Raw genomic sequence first — 16475 nt, 5'->3', positions numbered from 1 at the left:
GGCATCACCAGTGCGCTAGGCGACTTCTGCTATGAATCCACTACCGTGACCCTACCGGGTTTTCTGGCAGTGCTAGGTATTCCGGCTGCTGCGCTAGGCCTTATCGAAGGCATCGCCGATGCGGTGGCGAGTTTCACCAAGATGATATCGGGCTACATCGCCGACAAACTCGGCCACCGCAAGCTGCTGGTGCTGGTCGGCTATGGCCTGACGCCACTTGGGCAGATACTGATTGCGCTGGCACTGGGCTGGCCATTGATCCTGCTCGGCCGCATGGTCTCCTGGTTCGGCAAGGGCCTGCGCGGCCCCTTGCGCGATGCTATCGTGATTCAGGCGGTCAGTCCCGAGACACGGGGTCGCGCCTTCGGTTTTCATCGCGCGGCAGACACCGTCGGCGCAGTGCTCGGCCCGTTGTTGGGGGTGGCATTGCTGGGGCTCGCTCAAGGCTGGCACTGGAGCGACGATGCAGGGCCCTTTCGTTTCGTGCTGTGGCTCTCGCTCATCCCTGGTCTGCTGGCCGTCGTGTCTTTCCTCACGCTGGTGCAGGACCAGCAGCATTCACCGAATCCGGCGCTGAAGTTCTTCGGCTCACTGCGCGGACTGTCGGCTCGATTCAAGCGTTACCTGGGTGCCGTCGCTCTTTTCGGTGTCGGCGATTTCTCCCATGCGCTGCTGGTTCTAACCGCTACCACGCTACTCACCCCGTTGATGGGCGTGGTGCAGTCAGCGCAGGTGGCCGGCTTGCTGTACGTCTGGCGCAACGCCGTCCAAGTTGCGGTATCGTGGCCTGTGGGCTGGCTGGCCGACCGTGTGGGCCATTTACCCGTGCTAGTGGCGGCTTATGCCTTGGGCGCTGCCACGGCTGTGCTGGTGACTCTGGCATTGTGGTCGGGTATCGAGAGCGTCGCACTGTTGGCCGGCATTTTCTCTATCGCCGGCTTGTATGTCGCGGTGCAGGAGGCGCTCGAATCCACGGTAACCGCCGAGGTTGTGCAACCCGAGACCATGACGATGAGCATCGGCGCGCTCGGCACGGTCAATGGAACAGCCAAGTTCCTGTCCAGCGCGACGGTAGGTGTGGTGTGGACGGTGGTGTCGCCAGAGGCAGCGTTTGCACTGGCTGCGGGATTCATGCTGGCGGGCACACTCGTAATCTTGCGGGCGCGCGACTGATGAACCGCCTAACCCTCGAACGACGCCAAGTCTGGATCTATCTCGCCGCTATCGCTGCTGGGTTGGTATTGGGCAGTACCCAGCCCGGCATTGGGCCGCATCAGGAAACTTTGCTGTGGCCAATGCTGGCCGTGCTGCTCTACACCACCTTCGTGCAGGTGCCTCTGCTGCATGTCCGCGCCGCCTTTCGTGACCAACGCTTCGTGCTTGCCATCATGACCGGCAACTTCGTGCTGATTCCACTGACGGTCTTGCTGATTCTGCAATGGCTGCCCGACGATCCGGCCTTGCATCTCGGCGTGCTTCTGGTGTTGCTAGCGCCCTGTACCGATTGGTTTATTACCTTCGCGCAGCTTGGACGCGGCAACACGGCACGGGCGGTTGCTGTGACGCCGCTGAACCTGCTGGCGCAGTTGCTGTTGCTGCCGGTTTATTTGTGGTTAATGCTGCCCGCAACAGATTTCAGCGCTGCGCTGCGAGAGGAAGACATGCTGCCCGCCGCGCTCGCCCTGATCGGTTTGCCCTTGCTGGCCACCGTATTCACGGAATACTGGATTGAAAAAAATTCCGGACGTTCAGTCTGGCGTGGACGTCTCGGCTGGTGGCCTGTGCCTTTGCTAGCGGTTGTGGTATTCCTGATTGCTGGCGCGCAGGTTGGCGCAGTGCGCTACGCCGGGTTAGTGTTGCTGACGGTGCTACCTGTGTTTGTAGGCTCTTTGCTGGCCGCTGCACTGATTGCGCACCTGCTTACCCGAGTGCTGCAGCTGCCGATGGATTCCGGGCGCACACTCGCTTTCAGTCTCGGCACGTGCAATTCCTTTGTTGTGTTGCCGCTTGCGTTAGCGCTGCCAGCCGGCTGGGAGACGACCGCGGTGATCATTGTGTTCCAGTCGTTGGTTGAGCTGTTTGGAATGGTGTTTTAACTGTGGTGGCTGCCGAATCGCTTATTCAAGGATGCATCCCCGCCGCAGTTATCGAAAAGAATTCTTTATGAGTGCTGTCATTCTTGAATCCACGCTGACTTGTCCAGTTTGCGGCCATGTCAAGAAACCATGCCCACGGATGCCTGCCAATGGTTCTACGAATGCGAGCAGTGCCACACTGTGCTTAAACCTAAACCAGGTAGCTGCTGTGTCTATTGTTTCTATGGCACAATTTCATGCCCGCCCATCCAGGTGCAATGTAAAAACAGCGGCGATAGCTGTTGCGGTTAGCCGATGTATTGTGCGGCACTTTTACCGAAACTTCTACACACATGATCATTGCTGGCTACTTTCGGATAATTCCAATAATCGCTGAACGCCGATCGGCTCTTCTTTTAGCAAGGGTACCACGGCGTATCGTTGTGCGTGAATGTTCGATACTGTTTCGATATCAGCAAGTTCGTTACGGGCGCGCTGACACAAAAGCGGTGATTGGACGGTCGTGGCAGCGATGCTGTTATTAACGATCCAGGCCCACGGTTCAATTCCGGCGCGGCGCAGATCGTCTTGCAGGCTGGAGGCCTCCAGTACAGGTGTCGTTTCGGCCAATGTCACCAGCAGTATTTTGGTTTGCCTGGGGTTTTGCAATTGCATCATAGGCGTGGTGTAGTGCGCAATGGAATGGCTATCCATTTGTTTGACCACTTCACGATGATAAGCGCCGGTGGCATCCAGTAACAATAACGTATGCCCGGTTGGTGCAGTATCCATCACCACGAACTTTTTACCGGCTTCTCGGATAATGCGTGAGAATGCTTGAAATACCGCAATTTCTTCGGTACAGGGCGAGCGCAAATCCTCTTCCAGCAAAGCCCTGCCTTGCGCATCCAGATGTGCGCCCTTGGTTTGCATAATACGCTGGCGATAGCGTTCGGTTTCCACATGCGGATCGATCCGGTCGACCGCGAGATTGTCCATAGTGCCGCTGAGCGTTTCACTTAAATGCGCTGCCGGGTCCGAAGTAGTTAAATGCACCGGCAAGCCACGATGCGCGAGATTGACCGCGATTGCCGCAGCCAGCGTGGTTTTACCGACACCGCCTTTTCCCATTAGCATGATTAAACCGCAGCCATCCCTGGCGATATCCTCGATTAAACCGGATAGCCCTGGAATTGCCATGGCTTGATGCGTCGTATCGCTATCGTCAGCAGCAGACAATTCATCCCTCAGTAATTGCCGTAAAGCAGCCAATCCAACCAGATTGAACGGTTTAAGCGCGATGTGATCGCGTGGCAATGGCTTGAGAATTTCCGGCATAGCTGCCAAGGTCTTCTGCTCGCGTTGGAAAATGGTGGCTGCCAAATCATCCCGTGCCGTTTCTGATTGTGGCAATAAGCCATTGATGACGAGGAATTGGTTGGACAAACCGATAGCCGTAAGTTCTTCCTGTGTCCGCGCTACTTCGCGTAGCGTAGCTTGCTGAGCACGAGCCACTAATATGAGTCGAGTGCGCTTCGAATCAGCTAGAGTATCTACGGCTGCTTTGTATTGAACGCGTTGTTTCTCTAAACCAGCTAGAGGACCAAGACATGACGCATCGCCTTTGCCTTCCTCAAGATATTCACTCCATGCTCCGGACAACTGCAGCAATCGAATGGTGTGGCCAGTCGGTGCGGTATCAAAAATAATATGATCGTAATCCCCGGTCAGTGCTGAATCCACCAACAAAGCGGTAAATTCATCAAAGGCCGCTATTTCAGTCGTGCATGCACCTGACAGTTGTTCTTCGATACTTTTTACCACCGTTTCCGGCAATACGCCGCGCACTGGATTCACAATGCGATCACGATAGACTTGCGCCGCTGCCTGCGGGTCGATTTCCAAAGCGGTTAATCCGGGCACTGCGGTAATCGCGGTAATCTTATTACCAATTGTCATGCCGAACACCTGACCCACGTTTGAAGCCGGATCGGTGCTGACCAATAATACCTGCTGACCGGCATCGGCCAATGTGATGGCCGTAGCGCAAGCTAATGAAGTTTTGCCAACTCCACCCTTGCCGGTAAAAAACAGAAATCGTGGCGGTTTGATGAGAAATTTGAGTTTAGCCATGAGCTTGACTCAGTATGCGTTAGCAATATCCACCACAACAACTGGATTCTTCGGCTGTCTGTTCCAGAGGAATCCCTGGCCAGTGTGCGAGTTCGCTGCGATTCGGGTAGCGTCCAGCCAATGCCACTTCTCCGTCCACCAGTATGAGTGGCAGTGCTTGCGCGCCGGAGCGTTCCAGAAATGCTGTTACCGTGGAATTATCCGCGAAAGCCATGGGTTGCTGCGCCAGATTGAAACGCTCGATGGCAATATCGTGCTGCTTGAGCCAATCGAAATCGGCGGAAAAACTGACCAGTGCACGATCAACGTCGGCGCCGCAAACACCAGAGCTACAGCATAAGGCAGGATCAAATACATGGATGGTTGTCATTTTGCTTCTCCAACAGTTAAGTTAACAAAGTTGATACAATTCATTTCTCACGATGAATGGGATTCTGCGATAATGATCTCACTGGATTTTAAGCCACAAAGCAAGGGTAGCCAGCGTGACAAGCAATACCGGCACCGTCAACACGATCCCAACCTGAAAGTAATATCCCCAAGTGATCACCGTATTTTTTCGTGCCAGCACATGCAGCCACAACAAGGTTGCCAGGCTGCCAATCGGCGTGATTTTTGGTCCCAGATCACAACCAATCACATTAGCGTAAATCATGGCTTCCTTGATTGCACCGGTCGCACTGGTTGCATCAATTGATAACGCGCCGATCAGTACCGTGGGCATATTGTTCATGATCGAAGATAAGAAGGCAGTTAAAAAGCCGGTACCCAGCGTAGCACCCCATACGCCATAACTGGCGAAAATATCAAGCAGGCTGGTAATATATCCGGTCAAGCCTTCATTACGTAAACCATATACCACTAAATACATTCCCAGTGAAAAAATAACGATCTGCCACGGGGCTTCGCGAATGACCTTACGCGTGTTAATCGCATGACCACGCGCTGCCACTGCGAAAAGTATTAGTGAGCCTGTCGCCGCTATAAGGCTGATGGGCACGCCCAAAGATTCTAGTACCAAAAAGCCGATAAGCAGCAATACCAGCACTACCCAACCAGCACGGAATGTGGCTCGATCGCGTATGGCTTCATCCGGTAACTTAAGTTGACTAACATCATAGTGTGCCGGAATACTGCGGCGAAAATAGAAAAAAAGCACAGATAAACTTGCCGCGACTGAAGCTATATTGATTGGAATCATCACCCCAGCATATTCGGCAAACCCAATCCTGAAATAATCAGCCGAGACAATGTTAACCAGATTGGATACCACTAGCGGCAAGCTGGCCGTATCGGCAATAAAACCCGCCGCCATGACAAACGCAAGTGTTGCAGCTGGACTAAACCCAAGCGCTAGCAGCATCGCCATCACGATCGGCGTTAGAATCAATGCCGCGCCATCGTTAGCGAACAACGCTGCCACCGCTGCACCCAGTAACACAATATATGCAAATAATAAACACCCATTGCCGCGACCCCAACGCGCAACATGGAGTGCAGCCCATTCAAAGAATCCTGCTTCGTCGAGCAATAGACTGATGATTATGATCGCAATGAAAGCCGCGGTTGCATTCCAGACAATATTCCATACCACCGGAATGTCACTAAGCTGCACCACACCAACAAGTAATGCTATGGTAGCGCCAAGTGTAGCGCTCCAGCCGATGCCTAAATTGCGTGGCTGCCAGATAACCAACACCAGTGTCAGGGTAAAAATGAGTGTCGCAATCAGCATGTCAAAATGTACCTGTTTCTATCTTTTGTATTGGTCTGTAATTATCACTCTGTGGGCGACTGTTTGAATTTCTGAATACTGATATGATCCAGGTTCGTCTTTAAGGCAGAAGGATTTTGGCGCAACTCCTCTAAAGGCAGCGATAAAAAAGTCTCGATCCCTTCGCGCAGGGTATGATATGCCTGCGTGAATGCCGCGTTGATTTCTTCTTCGGTTCCAGTAGCTTTAGCAGGATCATCAACCCCCCAATGCGTGCGTACCACTGGACCAAGATAAGTTGGACAGGTTTCACCGGCAGCATTGCTGCAAACAGTGATCACGATGTCAGGATTCGTCGGCAAGCTTTCCCACGATTTACTGTAAAGCCCCTCAATTGAAATACCTTCGCGTTCAAGCAAAGCAAGTGAACGAGGATGAACATCGCCAGTGGGTTGACTACCAGCGCTCGTTGCATGCCATCCTTTGGGTGCAAGATGATTGAAAGTAGCTTCCGCGAGGATAGAACGACAGGAATTACCGGTACAAAGAAACATTACATTCATGATTAAGCCCCGCAACAGGAATCAGTCTTAGTAGGGATACGCGTATCTTGTCCAAATGTCGGGATTGTTGTTAGTGAATGAAACGCTTCCCATGCGATGCCTTGCTGATCAACTGACCAGTATTTATTCGAGGTGGTGTAACAGCATTGTGTATTGTTTTGTTCTACAGCAGGCAAATCAGCTTGGGACAAACGATGATTTATTTCCTTTAACTCTTCTTCCGAGTCAACTTGAATTCCTACATGATCCAAACCTGGTTTTGCACCACGAGCCGATATTGCGAAATTAATATACGGATCATCCAGCATCCATTTGGCATAATCCGATTTGCTGACAGATGGTTCGATACCGAATAGTGCCGAGTAAAAGCGAATATTATCCTGCAGATTATCGACGGCAATATGAACATGAAAGCGTTTCATCATTGTCTCCCTCATTAAATGATCAGAATAAATGGTCAGAAAAATATGTTTTAGCTGTCCTTTTCATCACAACAAACTTCAGCAATACTACATGGAGTACCAGTGCAGCAATTTTCGGTAAGATAGCTTAGTAATGAATCCATAGTTGCAAAATTGGCAGAGTAATAAATAAAACGGCTCTCCTGCCGGGCAATCACGAGTTCTGCATGGGCCAATTCTTTCAGGTGAAAGGACAGTGTTGCATTGGGGATGCTTAATTTTTTGGCAAGTTGCCCTGCCTGAAGTCCAGATGCGCCAGCCTGAACCAATGTGCGGAATATCGTTAGACGAGTTTCATGGGCTAGGGCGGCGAGTGCTTTAATTGCGACATGCATTTCCATTTTTCCAATATATTAAAAATATTGCTTGCTGTCAAAATTTTTAAATTAAATCGCTACCCTCCTCTTTAGAATTTAAACTGCTTGAATTCAGATCCAAGCATTACAGCAGATGTTTTTAATAGTTGTTTTTCAGTATTGATAGCTGGAAGGTTCAACCACAGCGCTTACTTTCTTATATGTTCGTGTATCATTGACTTATTGGTTGATTCCTTTGCTGGTGCTGCTGTGTTTTCGATTGTATTCCCCTTAAACAAGCCGACAATTTATAGCGTAAAGCGCTATTGCTTCGTATAACTCTTTAACAAGCCAACTATCACAAAAGAATTCAATCGATTGATTGTGATTCTTGCAGATCGTCCCTTCATATACATCGTATTCACCTTGTGGCTGTGTACGTCAAATGTATTGAGCAACAAACTTACCTGACTTGGTGCAGGGCAACGCTCACCGCGTGGTGTGAGCATCACAACATCCCCTACCAGGGAGTGCCGGTGGGCACCATCAAAAAACACGCCACTGGCAAAGGCAATGCGAGCAAGGACGAGATGATCGCTTCCGTCCGCGAGCTTGGTCATGCTCCTATTGATGATAACGAAGCCGATGCACTGGCACTGCTGCATTGGGCGCTGGAACATGGAGGTGCAAGATGAAAATTCCACAGCAACACTATCGCTGCCCACTCGGTCGTCTGCAGCCAGATGTGCCCGACCTGGGAGCAATCAAGCAAAGCGGCTGGCGTGATCAGCATATCCTCGTGGTGTCAGCAGATGATGATCGCCTCGACTGGATGGAGCGCGAATTGCTCAAGCGTATTGGTGAACGTTTGTATGGGGAGAAAGGAGCACATCATGGATAAATGGACAGCTGAACTCGTGGCAGAACGTTTCTCGGAAGCTGCGCAAACAGCAGATCGTCTTCCGCCGGTGCGGGTTCAAGGCTACTTCAACTGCTGGCCAGACATTCAGCGCATGGCGTGGGAGAAGCTGGGTGCTGAGCCGCGGATGCGCCGCTTCCCGCCTGAGCCAGCTGCGATCGATCGCATGCATGAAACCATACGCTGGGTGCAGTGGCTGGAAGAGGAACAACGTCACCTAATCTGGATGCGGGCCAAGCGCTACGAGTGGCAGAAGATTGCAAAACGCTTCGGCTATTGTACCCGAACGGCGCAGCGTCGGTGGCAGCGTGCTTTGTTGGCCGTGGCTGATCAACTCAACGGGGCTTCAGTTGATACAAAATATTTTTAGCAATTTTTCGTATGATTGCTAACGGATGCGGAATACTGCGGAGAATCGCCAATTCAGGGGCTTTCAGAGGTGTCGCATTTCCTAAAATTTCGTGTAAAATCTGTTTCATCGTAGAAATAACAATGGAATAGACACTGATAGATCAAGACATTCTGCTAAGCCCCAACCAATAATTGCTCGTGCAAACTCCTGCCAAAATCTGATGGGTCCTTCCTGCCCAGGATGGCATGCGGGGGGCGCGCGCCCGACATCGCGCTAGCGACAGATCAAAAAAATAGGTTACCAGTTACCACCCCATATCAACCCGTCCATGTGGCGGGTTTTTTATTGCCATGTCAAACCTGCACATCGAATACCGTCCCATCGAAACCCTCGTGCCTTATATCAATAACGCCCGCACCCATTCCGATGAACAGGTCGCGCAAATTGCCGCTTCGATGATAGAGTTTGGCTGGACGTCACCCATCCTGGTCGATGGTCACAACGGTCTCATCGCTGGTCACGGCAGACTGCTCGCTGCACGTAAACTCGGGATGGATACTGTGCCAGTGATCGAACTGGCTCACCTCTCCCCTACTCGAAAGCGCGCCTACATTCTGGCAGACAACCGCTTAGCCGAGAATGCAGGTTGGGATAAAGAATTACTGACCTTGGAGCTTGCTGATCTTAATTCAAACGGGTTTGATCTGGATCTGCTGGGTTTCAGTAGTGATGAGCTGAATGAGCTACTGTCTCCAGAAGATCAGGCAGGCCTGACCGACGAGGATGCGGTACCTGAACCCGCCAAGAATCCCGTATCCCGCATGGGCGATGTGTGGCTGATGGGAAACCACCGCCTGCTCTGTAGCGATGCAACTGAAGCCGAGAGTTACACGCTGCTGCTTGGGTCTGAACTGGCAGACATGACTTTTTGCGACCCACCCTATGGGGTAAATTATGCCAACAGCGCAAAAGATAAACTACGCGGCAAACATCGCCCGATTTTGAATGACAATCTCGGTGGCGAGTTTAAACCCTTTCTCGAAGCCGCTTGCGGAAACATACTATCGGTTACCAAGGGGGCGGTTTACATCGCCATGAGTTCATCGGAACTTGACACGCTGCAAGCAGCTTTTCGTGCTGCCGGCGGCAAATGGTCGACGTTTATCATCTGGGCCAAGAATACCTTTACGCTCGGCCGCTCTGATTATCAACGCCAATATGAACCCATCCTGTACGGTTGGCGCGAAGGTGCTGACCATTTCTGGTGTGGTGCACGCGATCAGGGCGATGTGTGGCACATCAACAAGCCGATCAAGAATGATCTGCATCCCACCATGAAGCCAGTGGAACTGGTGGAACGCGCCATCGTCAATTCCAGCAAGACGCGCGACATCGTGCTGGATCCGTTCGGTGGTTCAGGAACCACGCTGATCGCCGCTGAGAAATCAGGACGACAGGCCCGGCTGATGGAGCTCGATCCGAAGTATGTGGATGTGATTATGCACCGCTGGCAGGACTGGACCGGGAAGAAAGCCACCCGTGAATCGGATGGCATGTTGTTTGACGATCAGGCAATGCACGATTCTTCTACAATCTCGCAATGAATCACAAAGCCTGTCAGATAAGGAAGCCCACGTGGCATACCGTAGTCCTTGCTGGTTTGACGTCCGATCTTCCAAGTCATCCACTGCTGTGTAGCTGCATTGATCGCATCAGGCAGTGTATGACCTGCATTCAGTTGGTTTAGCACGTCGTCTGCAAAATGGCGACCAAATCGGCTATCCAGGAAAAGCTGCAATGATTCGAACGGCTGGTTGGTGGCACCAGCGATGGCGGCCATGGCAAGAGGCCATGCTTTATTGGCCTGGTTCTCCAGCGTGTGCCAAAAACCCCAGCTTTCGTTTTGAGAGGAAGGGATTTGTCTGGTTGTGTTCATCTTTATCTCCTGTGGTTGCGACACCCCTAGTAACGCTCTGTTCGATCAAGAAGCCAAGCTTTTTTTGTTTTATTCGATTGTAATAAAATAAAGCCTATCCGGTTATACTGCGGGCTTCTCAACCAACAGGAGCATTTTAAGCATGTTCAAGTCAGAACTGATTGACCAAATCGCCGCCCAGGCAGAGATATCCAAAGCTACCGCAGCCAAGGCATTGAATGCCATGATCGACAGCGTGGTCGCAACGGTAGCCAAGGGTGACACCGTCGTGCTGCCTGGCTTTGGTACTTTCAAATCTACCAAGCGCGCAGCTCGCACCGGCCGGCATCCGCAGACAGGTGAAGCATTGAAGATTGCCGCGAGCACAGTACCCAGGTTCACGGCAGGAAGCACTTTCAAGAAAGAAGTAGCGACAACGAAGAAAAAGAAAAAGAAGTAACCTTGTTTTAAATAAGAATAAATAGAGAGCGGCAAATGCCGCTCTTTGCATTCATTACTTACCTGATATGATACACACGCTCGCCTCCCTCTGCTTTTTCGGAGGTGATGGTCAGTCCGAGCTTTTTCTTAAGTGTCCCGGCTAGAATCCCTCGCACCGTGTGCGCTTGCCATCCAGTAATTTCACAAAGCTGATCGATGGTCGCGCCTTCAGGACGCTTGAGCATGGCGATCACCTGTGCCTGCTTGCTGTTGCCGCGCGAGCGAGGTTTATGGGGTTGAGTGATTTTTGTTTCTTTAACCGAATCCGATGCTGCAGGGGTAAACGATACTCGACGCGGTAATCCCAAGGCTTGATAACCTTGTTCTGAAACAAACCAGTCAGTTTTATCAACAGTAATCAAACCATGGTTAAACATGCTCTCGATCACTTTTGATCTAGCTCCTCCCTTGAGGTTATCGGGAAACCAGATCAGTTTGCCGTCCGTATGTGCTGCAGCATGGCTAATAATTTGTTGTTGTGCGGGACTCAGCTTGATGGTCATGTAGCTTTCTCCTTAAACGTTATGAATCTTTGCAGCCTGCTCGAAACCAACCCAGGCACCGTTCTGATCCAGGCCACGTGAGGCTAATTCTTCGCGCGCCAGGCGGTTCAGATCCAATTCACCGCGTGCCGCTGCAACGAGCACCTTGGTCAATGCAGTCTGGATAAAACCAATTTCATCGATCGTAAAACCGTTGGTGGTGTAGCTCATTTTTTTCTCCTGCTATTTATTAATGACGGTGCTATGAACGCTTCACTTGAGTAAAAAGACAAGCAGAACATGCACTTTCTTCCAGATAATGATTGATATCCATCATGGGATTATCGATTCGCGCCTATGCGCGTCATCGCGGTGTCTCCCATGTTGCCGTGATCAAGGCAATCGAAGCTGGGCGGATTAAGCAAGAGGCAGACGGCACTATCGATCCTGAGCAGGCGGATCGGGAGTGGGAACGAAACACAGCCTTACCGCGCAAGAAAAGCACCATGCAAAACAACACAACCGCGGAAACGATTTCTACAGGTTCTGCCAACGGCACCTCGCTATTACAAGCGTGCACCGTTAACGAAGTCGTCAAGGCGCAGACCAACAAAGTACGACTTGCCCAACTCAAGGGTGAGCTCGTCGATAGACCGCAGGCCATCGCGCATGTGTTCCAGTTGGCTCGTACCGAGCGCGATGCATGGCTCAATTGGCCCGCGCGTATCTCGGCACAATTAGCCGCCAAGCTCGATGTCGACCCACATGCGATGCATGTCGCGTTGGAAGCCGCGGTGCGTGAGCACTTGCAGGAGCTCGGTGAACTGCGCCCCAGGATAGATTGATGCAGATTGAGAATTACGAGGGTGCTCTCGAGATCGAGCGAGCCTGGCGCGAAGGCTTGACACCCGATCCGTTACTGGCTGTGTCCGAATGGGCTGATCGCCACGGAATACTGTCGAGCAAAGCATCGGCTGAACCTGGACGCTGGCGCACCAGCCGCACGCCTTATTTGAAGGCGATCATGGATTGCCTGTCGCCGATGTCACCGATCGAGCTCCAGCGCGGCGTACGGGCTCTTCCAATAAATGCCGGTGCTTCTTAATAACCACTTCATCTGGTTCAACGCTACTGCCCTTTCGGCCAGTGCCCGACGACTCCGTTTGAACGTGCCAAATTACCGTTGAAGTGAATCGTCAGCGGTCTGTTTAGCGTGCGCTCTCAATGGAAGCCATCCGGGGTGTGAGTCAGTTCAGCTCTTCACGTTAATGTCGGGGACACATACCCCAAAACTTTTTACGACCTCTACCTGCTACCTTCCACCTCATCGTTTCTTTCATCTGCTGGGGTGGAGCCAACTGCCATGGTCGTTAATACGGATGGTGAAGTTGTCAATTGCGTCGATTCACTTCTCGCTGTGACTATGCTTGTTTGCTGGCTAGTTTGACGGACGGTTCGTTGTTCATCATCTTTTCTTGCCAAAAGTGAGCGCAATAGAAGAAGCTTGCCAAGAACACTGTACCAAAACGGGGCGCCAAGAGTGAGTAGAAAGATCGATATTACAATACCAAGGAGATTAACATTTTGCCAATTTTTTATCCAAGCATGAAATACACCTTTAAAAGACGCATTTCCATCCGATTCAAAAAATTCAACAATATTTATTTTCGGTACAGAAAGTATGCCTTCGCTCGATAATGTTCTATAAAGCATATTTGCGGTTTCTTCGGCTCTTTTAGCAATCGCTTCAGTTTCCTCAGACTGATTCTCCTTGGAGCCAGCGCTTTGAGTAGTGATAGCTGCATTGACGATGGCAGCACGAGTTGCTTCATCCATTGCAAAACGGTTAACTAAAGTGATCGTATCTAACTGCACTGTCACAGCAACGAGAGCAGCACAAAAAAAAGTCATGATACGGGCATTGAAGGTAAATCGCTCACTGACACGGTCAATAATCAAGTCGAATTTTGAATTGATCTTGGCTAGGAATTGGCTGTTAGCATGCTCCATCAAAGCGAGGTTGTGCCGTACATTACTCGCCATTTCAGGATAGGATTTTTCCAATTGAAGCGCAAACATACGCACGTTACCCAATGTCTGCTCTGGATTAGTAATCCCATTAGCGGCCATTATTTTTTTAAGCGCATTTAATGCATCTTTTTGAACTTCATTTTTTAGCTGACTCGGATCATTAACTTTTGCGGCCAATTCCAAAAGCATTTTGGTCAGCTCCTCACGATGAATCACATTCCCATATCTCACAAACAGCCCAAAGAACTTTCTTCCCCCGTTAACGGTATCGTCCTTTAAAACCATTTTAATGATCTCTTCCGCATGTTTCTTAGAAAACCCTGGGCTCAGATGCGTGATCAAACCAGCCAAACCTTGCAGCAGATTTCTTCCCTTGCTTCCAAAAGCAGCTATAATCGATTGAGTAAGCATAGTTACCGCCAAACTAGCGACAAGCATGACAACTACAACCCCAATTAGAATATCAATCGACTGCAACATACCTCACCTCCCAATTTGTCTAAATATTTAGAGTTGTAATTTAAATACATTTACAAGAAGCATCAAATCAGTTTCTAGGTTAAAAAGTAACCAAACTAGCGGTAGCTGAATAGCCCTAAAACAACGTAGCGTTGATGCGGGTCAGCAATTTTGCGTACAAAGGTGGCTCCGATCAATTCAACAATTCCATCTAACAAGACTTGCACAGACATAGAGGAGGTAATGGCGGTGAAACAACTTTAAATCGATCATTCGGTGATACCACTTTTCTGTACCATTAGCGGTTCCTGCATAATTACTGCCGTATCGGTCGCATCAGTCTAGATACTCCTGGAAGAGCTTGAGAAAAACTAATGTTAAGGAGGGTTCTCATTAATAATGATGAAACGCTCTTCCAAAATTCATTTATCACGAGAAATTCAGATTCCCTTTGCTGCTTTTCTTATCCCTAACTCACGTTATTATTAACGTAAGTTCGACATAAGAATCATTACATCATGACTGGAAGAGCTTGAGAGAGTCTGATATTAAGGGAGGGCTTCTTCTCTCGAAAGATTTAAGTCACTAATCAGCTATCAGATTAACAAAAAAGTTAACTGGGCTGCGATGGCGGGGATGCCCGATTTGTGAGATATTCTTCAATTGGTCATGGACGGTCTCAATGACCAAGCGTTCACGTAACAACAACTAATCAAACAGCGGCAACAGTTTGTTTTCCATGTTTTTACCCACCTTGATGACGAGTTGCACGGCCATGCTCCCAGAGTGCTCAAAGAGTGGTTGCATAGCCCCGGTCACCAAAGAGTTTATCAAATAAGGAGCGCGTCAACTCCGGTACCGGATATCACATTGATATTATTACCCATACAGCGGTTTTGTTTCGCTTGCTTGAGAATCTCCAACACGCCCCAGCATTGCCTCCATCCAATCGGATCTTGGCTTAGCTGGCGTAAAACGCCGCATTTTTATTGCCAACATTGATATGTTGCATCCTTATTTCGCTGGCGCGTTCCGGGCCGATGGCTTGCAATACTTCAGCGAGGATCGTATTGGTGTAATCATCCATACAACGGTTTTGTTTTGCTTGATCCAGAATCTCCAACGCACCTTGCGCATTGCCTCTATCCAATCGGGCCTTGGCTTCGCTGGCGTAAAACGCCGCATTCTTACTGCCGGCATTGATATGCTGTATCCTTATTTGCTGGCGCGTACCGGGTCGACTCATCCTGCGGAGACGACTGCCCTGTAGAATCCATATCTTTGAATGACATACAGGACTTTATACAAAAACTAAACCGCCGTACTGGGCGACACTACCGCTTGCTCACTGAACAAGAATGGGAGTCGGCTTGCCGAGCTGGTGAAAGATATGAATATTGTGGCTCTGATAGCATAGATTCAATAGCTTGGTATGAGGGAAATTCTGTAATCATACCCACCCCGTAGGGCAAAAGCGCCCTAACGCTTGGGGGCTGTATGATATGAGTGGAAATGTTTGGGAATTGACCTCAAGTTGCGATAATAGTAGTTGTGATCGAAGGATAATCCGGGGAGGTGCGTGGAGTGGCGGACCAAGAAGTGTACGTGCAGATATCCGCGTTAGATTTAACGCACGAAATAAAGATAGAGGTCAAGGATTTCGCCTAGCACATGAATAATATAGTCAAGCAATAAAATAGGATATTAAAATAACGTGAGTTCGACATAAGAAAAGCTGAAAAATGAACCTGAATTCTTTATGACGAAGTAATTTTGGAAAAGAATTTCAACACGAGAGGACTCAGATTCCAATGAATACGATAGCAGTTTTTTTGTGCGATTGATGACTTTTGTAAAGAGGTTGAGTCGCAGTGTAAGCAGTGCTTATTAGAGTCGACGCTGAAACGGCGTCGGCAGCAAGGAAAGCTTTGTCTAAGAACCCGTTCAAAGTCTCTGTAGTAATAATGCTAAAAAAGCAAGATGGACGAATTGTAGGCCGGTATTGAGCTTGCGTTGGCAATTTTTCCATAGCCGCCGACATTTTATGCAAGCACAACTCGAAGTCTGACGCTCACCTCGGCCAACGCATCAGTGCAATTCATAAATATCATTATATAACATTGTATTACATATAATTTAACTCCTTCCCTGTCTCAAACTAGTAGTCCTCGGATTAACAATCCGGAGCTCAGCTACTCATGCTTATAACTAATCTACCATCTACTTAAAATAGGTGAATTAGCGCAGCTTAGGTACCGGCGGCTAAAGTCATCTATCCGCACCAGGCTAAACGTACATAGGCCAATATATTTAAAGTCAAGTTCACCGTCTAAAGACGATGGCTTTTATCGAATTTATGTAAATAAAACGAGTAATTTCCTGATAAGATAATAGCCAGATAAGGGTTTTATGTAGCTTTCCGCAACAGTTCGCAATACCCCGAACGCGTTGATATAGCATAGTTTGACGCGGGTTTCCTTCCCACCACCAACAACCAAACCTCAACCATTCTCGGTTGGGGTTTTTTATTGCCCGTTTACCCAGTGTTGGCGCGCCTTCTAGCATTTTCCTCGC

The 16475-nt window shown here is 49.7% G+C and carries 23 protein-coding genes and 3 pseudogenes; 11 read left to right on the top strand and 15 right to left on the bottom strand.

All coding sequences use genetic code 11. The features are described 5' to 3' along the window. The 3 genes from BM122_RS17245 to BM122_RS25405 all read left to right on the top strand — a co-directional run. Nucleotides 1–1173, top strand: a 1173-nt coding sequence (locus tag BM122_RS17245) for an MFS transporter (RefSeq protein WP_074906810.1), incomplete at its 5' end; no start/stop codon positions are given. Beyond that, nucleotides 1173–2096, top strand: a complete 924-nt coding sequence (locus BM122_RS17240; RefSeq protein ID WP_074906807.1) for a bile acid:sodium symporter — start codon at nucleotides 1173–1175, stop codon at nucleotides 2094–2096. The genes BM122_RS17245 and BM122_RS17240, both read left to right, overlap by 1 nt. Before the next feature lie 129 nt (nucleotides 2097–2225). Continuing rightward, on the top strand, nucleotides 2226–2387 hold the full coding sequence (locus BM122_RS25405) for a GDCCVxC domain-containing (seleno)protein (RefSeq protein ID WP_442754481.1): 162 nt from the start codon (nucleotides 2226–2228) through the stop codon (nucleotides 2385–2387). A gap of 45 nt (nucleotides 2388–2432) precedes the next feature. Here BM122_RS25405 and arsA read toward each other — a convergent pair whose 3' ends face one another. The 7 genes from arsA to BM122_RS23550 form a co-directional block, all read right to left on the bottom strand. Continuing rightward, the gene (gene arsA, locus BM122_RS17230; RefSeq protein WP_074906806.1) at nucleotides 2433–4208 is read right to left on the bottom strand and encodes an arsenical pump-driving ATPase; all 1776 of its coding nucleotides are present in this window, start codon (nucleotides 4206–4208) and stop codon (nucleotides 2433–2435) included. A gap of 19 nt (nucleotides 4209–4227) precedes the next feature. Further along, nucleotides 4228–4578 carry an arsenite efflux transporter metallochaperone ArsD gene (gene arsD / locus BM122_RS17225; RefSeq protein WP_074906805.1) on the bottom strand — a complete coding sequence of 117 codons (351 nt, stop codon included), beginning with the start codon at nucleotides 4576–4578 and terminating at the stop codon, nucleotides 4228–4230. A 78-nt stretch (nucleotides 4579–4656) separates the two neighbouring features. Next, nucleotides 4657–5943, bottom strand: a complete 1287-nt coding sequence (locus BM122_RS17220) for an arsenic transporter (RefSeq protein ID WP_074906804.1) — start codon at nucleotides 5941–5943, stop codon at nucleotides 4657–4659. A gap of 44 nt (nucleotides 5944–5987) precedes the next feature. Continuing rightward, on the bottom strand, nucleotides 5988–6485 hold the full coding sequence (locus tag BM122_RS17215; protein WP_074906803.1) for an arsenate reductase ArsC: 498 nt from the start codon (nucleotides 6483–6485) through the stop codon (nucleotides 5988–5990). A gap of 2 nt (nucleotides 6486–6487) precedes the next feature. Further along, nucleotides 6488–6910 (bottom strand): ArsI/CadI family heavy metal resistance metalloenzyme, encoded by a 423-nt coding sequence (locus tag BM122_RS17210; RefSeq protein WP_442754478.1) that lies wholly within the window; start codon nucleotides 6908–6910, stop codon nucleotides 6488–6490. A 47-nt stretch (nucleotides 6911–6957) separates the two neighbouring features. Then, a complete protein-coding gene (locus tag BM122_RS17205) occupies nucleotides 6958–7287 on the bottom strand; it encodes an ArsR/SmtB family transcription factor (protein WP_074906802.1) in 330 nt (109 codons plus the stop codon). A 278-nt stretch (nucleotides 7288–7565) separates the two neighbouring features. Further along, nucleotides 7566–7862: a hypothetical protein gene (locus tag BM122_RS23550; RefSeq protein WP_177198196.1), complete on the bottom strand. Its 297-nt coding sequence runs from the start codon at nucleotides 7860–7862 to the stop codon at nucleotides 7566–7568. Nucleotides 7863–7933: 71 nt separating this feature from the next. Between BM122_RS23550 and BM122_RS17195 the strand changes: the two genes are divergently transcribed. From BM122_RS17195 to BM122_RS17185, 3 genes are all read left to right on the top strand, one after another. Continuing rightward, nucleotides 7934–8143, top strand: coding sequence for a hypothetical protein (locus BM122_RS17195; protein ID WP_074906801.1), 210 nt, complete (start codon nucleotides 7934–7936; stop codon nucleotides 8141–8143). Then, complete coding sequence (locus BM122_RS17190) at nucleotides 8136–8531, top strand: DUF6362 family protein (RefSeq protein ID WP_074906800.1); 396 nt, start codon at nucleotides 8136–8138, stop codon at nucleotides 8529–8531. Before BM122_RS17195 ends, BM122_RS17190 begins: the two co-directional genes overlap by 8 nt. 332 nt (nucleotides 8532–8863) lie before the next feature. Beyond that, a complete protein-coding gene (locus BM122_RS17185) occupies nucleotides 8864–10117 on the top strand; it encodes a site-specific DNA-methyltransferase (RefSeq protein WP_074906799.1) in 1254 nt (417 codons plus the stop codon). On the opposite strand, the gene BM122_RS17180 is transcribed toward BM122_RS17185, so the two are convergent. Then, nucleotides 10081–10449 (bottom strand): hypothetical protein, encoded by a 369-nt coding sequence (locus BM122_RS17180; protein ID WP_074906798.1) that lies wholly within the window; start codon nucleotides 10447–10449, stop codon nucleotides 10081–10083. The genes BM122_RS17185 and BM122_RS17180 overlap by 37 nt on opposite strands. 142 nt (nucleotides 10450–10591) lie before the next feature. Here BM122_RS17180 and BM122_RS17175 point away from each other — a divergent pair, with 142 nt between their 5' ends. Continuing rightward, nucleotides 10592–10888, top strand: coding sequence for an HU family DNA-binding protein (locus BM122_RS17175; protein ID WP_074906797.1), 297 nt, complete (start codon nucleotides 10592–10594; stop codon nucleotides 10886–10888). A gap of 58 nt (nucleotides 10889–10946) precedes the next feature. On the opposite strand, the gene BM122_RS17170 is transcribed toward BM122_RS17175, so the two are convergent. Beyond that, on the bottom strand, nucleotides 10947–11432 hold the full coding sequence (locus BM122_RS17170; RefSeq protein ID WP_074906796.1) for a DUF3489 domain-containing protein: 486 nt from the start codon (nucleotides 11430–11432) through the stop codon (nucleotides 10947–10949). 12 nt (nucleotides 11433–11444) lie between these two features. Further along, entirely contained in the window at nucleotides 11445–11642 is a 198-nt protein-coding gene (locus BM122_RS17165; RefSeq protein ID WP_074906795.1) for a hypothetical protein, read from the bottom strand. Nucleotides 11643–11746: 104 nt separating this feature from the next. Between BM122_RS17165 and BM122_RS17160 the strand changes: the two genes are divergently transcribed. Next, nucleotides 11747–12256 (top strand): elements of external origin, encoded by a 510-nt coding sequence (locus BM122_RS17160; RefSeq protein ID WP_074906794.1) that lies wholly within the window; start codon nucleotides 11747–11749, stop codon nucleotides 12254–12256. Continuing rightward, nucleotides 12256–12516: a phage terminase large subunit family protein gene (locus BM122_RS17155; RefSeq protein WP_256212168.1), complete on the top strand. Its 261-nt coding sequence runs from the start codon at nucleotides 12256–12258 to the stop codon at nucleotides 12514–12516. Before BM122_RS17160 ends, BM122_RS17155 begins: the two co-directional genes overlap by 1 nt. A 200-nt stretch (nucleotides 12517–12716) precedes the next feature. Here BM122_RS17155 and BM122_RS17150 read toward each other — a convergent pair whose 3' ends face one another. The 3 genes and pseudogenes from BM122_RS17150 to BM122_RS17140 form a co-directional block, all read right to left on the bottom strand. Continuing rightward, entirely contained in the window at nucleotides 12717–13922 is a 1206-nt protein-coding gene (locus tag BM122_RS17150) for a hypothetical protein (RefSeq protein WP_074906793.1), read from the bottom strand. A 570-nt stretch (nucleotides 13923–14492) separates the two neighbouring features. Continuing rightward, nucleotides 14493–14615: pseudogene (locus tag BM122_RS26285) on the bottom strand (transposase); the annotation flags it as partial. Nucleotides 14616–14862: 247 nt separating this feature from the next. Next, a complete protein-coding gene (locus tag BM122_RS17140; RefSeq protein ID WP_074906792.1) occupies nucleotides 14863–15147 on the bottom strand; it encodes a hypothetical protein in 285 nt (94 codons plus the stop codon). Nucleotides 15148–15182: 35 nt separating this feature from the next. Here BM122_RS17140 and BM122_RS26280 point away from each other — a divergent pair, with 35 nt between their 5' ends. Both BM122_RS26280 and BM122_RS26275 read left to right on the top strand, forming a co-directional pair. Beyond that, nucleotides 15183–15368 carry a formylglycine-generating enzyme family protein gene (locus BM122_RS26280; RefSeq protein WP_074906791.1) on the top strand — a complete coding sequence of 62 codons (186 nt, stop codon included), beginning with the start codon at nucleotides 15183–15185 and terminating at the stop codon, nucleotides 15366–15368. Further along, nucleotides 15362–15580, top strand: a pseudogene (locus tag BM122_RS26275) (formylglycine-generating enzyme family protein); the annotation flags it as partial. The gene BM122_RS26280 and the pseudogene BM122_RS26275, both read left to right, overlap by 7 nt. Nucleotides 15581–15845: 265 nt before the next feature. Here BM122_RS26275 and BM122_RS22665 read toward each other — a convergent pair. Beyond that, nucleotides 15846–15944, bottom strand: a pseudogene (locus BM122_RS22665) (IS5/IS1182 family transposase); the annotation flags it as partial. Between the two features lie 279 nt (nucleotides 15945–16223). Beyond that, nucleotides 16224–16475: hypothetical protein (locus BM122_RS24395; RefSeq protein WP_218152141.1), on the bottom strand; the 252-nt coding region annotated here is incomplete at its 5' end.

This window comes from Nitrosomonas communis (assembly GCF_900114745.1).
In the GTDB taxonomy this organism is placed as follows: Bacteria; Pseudomonadota; Gammaproteobacteria; order Burkholderiales; family Nitrosomonadaceae; genus Nitrosomonas; species Nitrosomonas communis_A.
The sequence above is the reverse complement of the archived record's forward strand: the minus strand, read 5'-3'. Positions and strand labels throughout refer to the sequence as shown.

What these genes read in the sequence shown, in the direction of transcription:
- BM122_RS17210 (WP_442754478.1), bottom strand. Translation starts at nt 6,910, where the DNA reads ATGATGAAACGCTTTCATGTTCATATTGCCGTCGATAATCTGCAGGAT.
- arsD (WP_074906805.1), bottom strand. Translation starts at nt 4,578, where the DNA reads ATGACAACCATCCATGTATTTGATCCTGCCTTATGCTGTAGCTCTGGT.
- BM122_RS17185 (WP_074906799.1), top strand. Translation starts at nt 8,864, where the DNA reads ATGTCAAACCTGCACATCGAATACCGTCCCATCGAAACCCTCGTGCCT.
- BM122_RS17165 (WP_074906795.1), bottom strand. Translation starts at nt 11,642, where the DNA reads ATGAGCTACACCACCAACGGTTTTACGATCGATGAAATTGGTTTTATC.
- BM122_RS17140 (WP_074906792.1), bottom strand. Translation starts at nt 15,147, where the DNA reads ATGAGTCGACCCGGTACGCGCCAGCAAATAAGGATACAGCATATCAAT.
- BM122_RS23550 (WP_177198196.1), bottom strand. Translation starts at nt 7,862, where the DNA reads ATGACCAAGCTCGCGGACGGAAGCGATCATCTCGTCCTTGCTCGCATT.
- BM122_RS17220 (WP_074906804.1), bottom strand. Translation starts at nt 5,943, where the DNA reads ATGCTGATTGCGACACTCATTTTTACCCTGACACTGGTGTTGGTTATC.
- BM122_RS17190 (WP_074906800.1), top strand. Translation starts at nt 8,136, where the DNA reads ATGGATAAATGGACAGCTGAACTCGTGGCAGAACGTTTCTCGGAAGCT.
- BM122_RS17205 (WP_074906802.1), bottom strand. Translation starts at nt 7,287, where the DNA reads ATGGAAATGCATGTCGCAATTAAAGCACTCGCCGCCCTAGCCCATGAA.
- BM122_RS17170 (WP_074906796.1), bottom strand. Translation starts at nt 11,432, where the DNA reads ATGACCATCAAGCTGAGTCCCGCACAACAACAAATTATTAGCCATGCT.
- BM122_RS25405 (WP_442754481.1), top strand. Translation starts at nt 2,226, where the DNA reads ATGCCCACGGATGCCTGCCAATGGTTCTACGAATGCGAGCAGTGCCAC.
- BM122_RS17240 (WP_074906807.1), top strand. Translation starts at nt 1,173, where the DNA reads ATGAACCGCCTAACCCTCGAACGACGCCAAGTCTGGATCTATCTCGCC.
- arsA (WP_074906806.1), bottom strand. Translation starts at nt 4,208, where the DNA reads ATGGCTAAACTCAAATTTCTCATCAAACCGCCACGATTTCTGTTTTTT.
- BM122_RS17160 (WP_074906794.1), top strand. Translation starts at nt 11,747, where the DNA reads ATGGGATTATCGATTCGCGCCTATGCGCGTCATCGCGGTGTCTCCCAT.
- BM122_RS17150 (WP_074906793.1), bottom strand. Translation starts at nt 13,922, where the DNA reads ATGTTGCAGTCGATTGATATTCTAATTGGGGTTGTAGTTGTCATGCTT.
- BM122_RS17215 (WP_074906803.1), bottom strand. Translation starts at nt 6,485, where the DNA reads ATGAATGTAATGTTTCTTTGTACCGGTAATTCCTGTCGTTCTATCCTC.
- BM122_RS17155 (WP_256212168.1), top strand. Translation starts at nt 12,256, where the DNA reads ATGCAGATTGAGAATTACGAGGGTGCTCTCGAGATCGAGCGAGCCTGG.
- BM122_RS17195 (WP_074906801.1), top strand. Translation starts at nt 7,934, where the DNA reads ATGAAAATTCCACAGCAACACTATCGCTGCCCACTCGGTCGTCTGCAG.
- BM122_RS17175 (WP_074906797.1), top strand. Translation starts at nt 10,592, where the DNA reads ATGTTCAAGTCAGAACTGATTGACCAAATCGCCGCCCAGGCAGAGATA.
- BM122_RS17180 (WP_074906798.1), bottom strand. Translation starts at nt 10,449, where the DNA reads ATGAACACAACCAGACAAATCCCTTCCTCTCAAAACGAAAGCTGGGGT.